The sequence below is a fragment of the Microcystis sp. M109S1 genome (assembly GCF_020247025.1).
Classification (GTDB): domain Bacteria; phylum Cyanobacteriota; class Cyanobacteriia; order Cyanobacteriales; family Microcystaceae; genus Microcystis.
The window spans coordinates 1-3,293 of record NZ_JADBRW010000339.1 but is presented as its reverse complement, the minus strand read 5'-3'; the positions used below and the strand labels follow the sequence as shown (position 1 = coordinate 3,293).

The window sequence follows — 3,293 nt, the reverse complement described above, 5'->3', positions numbered from 1 at the left end:
TCAGTAAACAGTAAACAGTGAACTGATAACTGATAACTGATAACTGATAACTGATAACTGATAACTGATAACTGATAACTGATAACTGATAACTGATAACTGATAACTGATAACTGATAACTGATAACTGATAACTGATAACTGATTGATTAGAGAATATCGCTGATGAGTAAACCAGTGATCAAAAGGAGAAGGATAGCGACACCGATATCTAAAGTTTTCGGGGAAAGACGACGAGCAATCCAATAACCGATCAGGACACCGAGGAGACTGGTAGCGATTAAAGCGCTGGCTGCCCCGGCAAAAACCACCCAGGGGGATTGGGATTCGGCGCTGATGAGAAGGGTGGCTAATTGGGTTTTATCGCCGATTTCAGCAAAAAATATGGTTAGGAAGGTGGAACTAAACACCGTCCAAAAACTCCAAGAAGGTGGATGATCTGGCTTTTTCTCGGTTGAGGCACTCAATTTGCTATCACTCATCGGCTAATTTAACAATATCGGGTTAAGAAATAATTTTCATACTTTTTTCATTTTAGCCCGACCGGTTTTCTGCCGATAGTTTCTGCTGTTGGGGGCGCTGTCTCCTCCCCCAATAGTTAAAAAACCCTAGTCGATCGAGGTAGAGTTTCCATCCTAGAGTTTAATAATTATTAGACTAGGACGAGCGCAAATCCCTTGGAGGTATAGCCCCTATGACCAGTGAAAGTGTTGTACACGACAGAGATTATACTCTGATTATTGACAAAAGTGGCAGTATGTCCACTGCTGATAAACCCAGTGAGAAAACCCGTTGGCAAATTGCCCAAGAATCCACCCTCGCCTTGGCTAGAAAGTGCGAGGAAGTCGATCCGGACGGCATCACTATCTATCTTTTTTCTGGACGTTTCCGACGCTATGATAATGTCACTTCCGATAAGGTGACACAAATTTATCAAGAAAATGAACCCATGGGGAGGACAGACCTAGCAGCTGTGCTTCAAGATGCCCTTGATAATTATTTTCAGCGCAAAACTGCCGGCAAAACTAAACCCAACGGAGAAACTATTCTGGTGATTACCGACGGAGAACCGGATGATCGCAAAGCGGTGATGCGTCAAATTATCGAAGCTTCTCGAAAACTCGATAGCGATCAAGAATTAGCTATTTCTCTGATTCAAGTAGGCCATGATCGACAAGCAACCGAATTTCTTAAAGCTTTAGACGATCAACTAGAAACGGCCGGGGCCAAATTCGATATCGTTGACACGATTACTATCGATGATATGGAAGATATGACCCTAGCGGAAGTTCTTCTCAACGCCATCACCGGTTAATTTCTGCCGGAGTAGGGGTGATATATCTTCACCCCTACTCAAGGAGGCTTTAACTGCTAGTCAGGGCGACCAATTTATCTTTTTCCTCATCGGATAATTGATCCGATTGTCCGGTGATTTGTTTGTAGATTTTTAGATATTCCAAAGCGGATTTATACCAACTAAAATCTTGAGTCATTGCCCGTTGCTGTAGTTTTTGCCAATCCTGTTTATAACGGAAACTTTCCCAAGTCCGGATCATACAGGTAAACAGGTCTAAAGGTTCATAGCGATCGAAACTAAATCCTGTTCCTTTTTCCTGAATCGGGTCGTGGAAAGATACCGTATCGACTAAACCACCGGTGCGGCGTACCATGGGAATACAACCGTAACGCATGGCCATTAATTGGGAAATGCCGCAGGGTTCAAAACGGGAAGGCATTAACAAAGCATCGGCCCCCCCATAGATGCGACGGGAAAGGGCATCACTATAGAGAAGATGCAGGGACATTCGCCCCCGGAAACGGGAAGTCATCTCCCACAGTTGGGTTTCATAATAGCGATCGCCTGTACCTAAAATAATCAATTGAGCATCAGTATAGGTGAGAAAGCGATCTAAAATTTGCATCACTAGATCAATACCTTTTTGTTCCACCAAACGCGTCACCATCGCCATGACAAAGGCACTTTTACTGACCTGTAGCCCCACTTCTTCTTGCAGGGCAATTTTATTGATCAGACGTTTTTCGATGGTTTCTGGGGTAAAATTCTGCTTAAGATAAACATCTTTAGCAGGGTCATACACCTCCGTATCGATGCCGTTGACAATCCCCACCAGATTGCCGGAAATATAGGACAATAATCCCTCTAAATTTTCGCCATAAATGGGGGTCTGTATTTGACGAGCATAGGTGGGAGAAACGGTGGTGATGCGATTAGCAAATTGAACCGCCGCGGCCATGGTATTATCGCCCTGCATATACCAAGGACACCAAGTCATTTTTTCTAATGCCTCCCGCCAAGGCCCCTGGTAGGCGAGATTATGGATAGTAAAAACGGTGCTAATATCGGGGTCTTGGTGCATCCAGACGGGAATCATGCCCGTATGCCAATCATGACAGTGAATAACTTGCGGTTTCCAGTAATTCCATGCGAATTCCGCCGCACCATTCGCAAATAGGGTAAATCGCCAGGCCTCATCTTCGCCTCCGTAGATATTGCGTCCAGAGAAAGCTAGATGACCAAAGAGGTAGAGAGGAATATCCGTATCGGGTAAAACCGTCTCATAGACTAAAAAATCATGAAACATGGCGAATCCTGACCAAATGGGTTCGGAAGGGATGTCCATTTTTTCCTGGAGAAAACCGTAGTAGGGCAGAAAAATCCGCACGTCATGACCTAGCTGACGCAAGACTTTCGGTAATGCCCCAATTACGTCCCCCATTCCCCCAACTTTGGCAATTGGGGCGGCCTCGGCACCCACAAATAGAATTCGCATACTCTTCCCGCTTTACTTCACGACGACAAGAAATTTTAACAGATAAAACCACCCTAGCAGGATTTGCAAGCAGGTTATTATCGGATTAGCCTAGATTTTTCTTTAACCAACCAGAGAGCCCACGAGGGGCATAATTAGCTGTTTTGGACATTATTAAGTTTTGTCGCCTTTTTATCTTGAATGTCGGGGTGAAGACCCTCGCTTTTAGCGACGGGATGAAACCCCGACCAGTATAAAACAGCGAAGCACGACATTTCGACACATTTCGACGGGCTAAATGTAAAAGCTCAGTGTTTACAAAATCTTGACAATCCGATGCTCTACAGGTTAATATAAAATAAGTTGTTTGAGGTCGATAAACAATGATTGTTTTAGAAATGAAAGCAGTGGTCAAACCAAGTCAGTGTTCTGCCATTGATGAAGCTATTCGTACAGTACAATTCATCCGTAATAAGGCTTTAAGGCTTTGGATGGATGCCAAGAGAGAAGACAAAATCGATA

The 3,293-nt window shown here is 44.1% G+C and carries 3 protein-coding genes; 1 reads left to right on the top strand and 2 read right to left on the bottom strand.

Features of this window, described 5'->3' with window-relative positions; all coding sequences use genetic code 11:
• Positions 1–149: 149 nt before the first annotated feature.
• Positions 150–482 carry a TMEM165/GDT1 family protein gene (locus IM322_RS17140; protein ID WP_287079209.1) on the bottom strand — a complete coding sequence of 111 codons (333 nt, stop codon included), beginning with the start codon at positions 480–482 and terminating at the stop codon, positions 150–152.
• Between the two features lie 212 nt (positions 483–694).
• Between IM322_RS17140 and IM322_RS17135 the strand changes: the two genes are divergently transcribed.
• Positions 695–1,315, top strand: coding sequence for a vWA domain-containing protein (locus IM322_RS17135; RefSeq protein ID WP_287675459.1), 621 nt, complete (start codon positions 695–697; stop codon positions 1,313–1,315).
• A 49-nt stretch (positions 1,316–1,364) separates the two neighbouring features.
• Here the strand turns inward: IM322_RS17135 and glgA are convergent, their stop codons facing one another.
• A complete protein-coding gene (gene glgA, locus IM322_RS17130) occupies positions 1,365–2,792 on the bottom strand; it encodes a glycogen synthase GlgA (RefSeq protein ID WP_287675458.1) in 1,428 nt (475 codons plus the stop codon).
• Positions 2,793–3,293: the final 501 nt, after the last annotated feature.

What these genes read in the sequence shown, in the direction of transcription:
- IM322_RS17140 (WP_287079209.1), bottom strand. Translation starts at nt 482, where the DNA reads ATGAGTGATAGCAAATTGAGTGCCTCAACCGAGAAAAAGCCAGATCAT.
- glgA (WP_287675458.1), bottom strand. Translation starts at nt 2,792, where the DNA reads ATGCGAATTCTATTTGTGGGTGCCGAGGCCGCCCCAATTGCCAAAGTT.
- IM322_RS17135 (WP_287675459.1), top strand. Translation starts at nt 695, where the DNA reads ATGACCAGTGAAAGTGTTGTACACGACAGAGATTATACTCTGATTATT.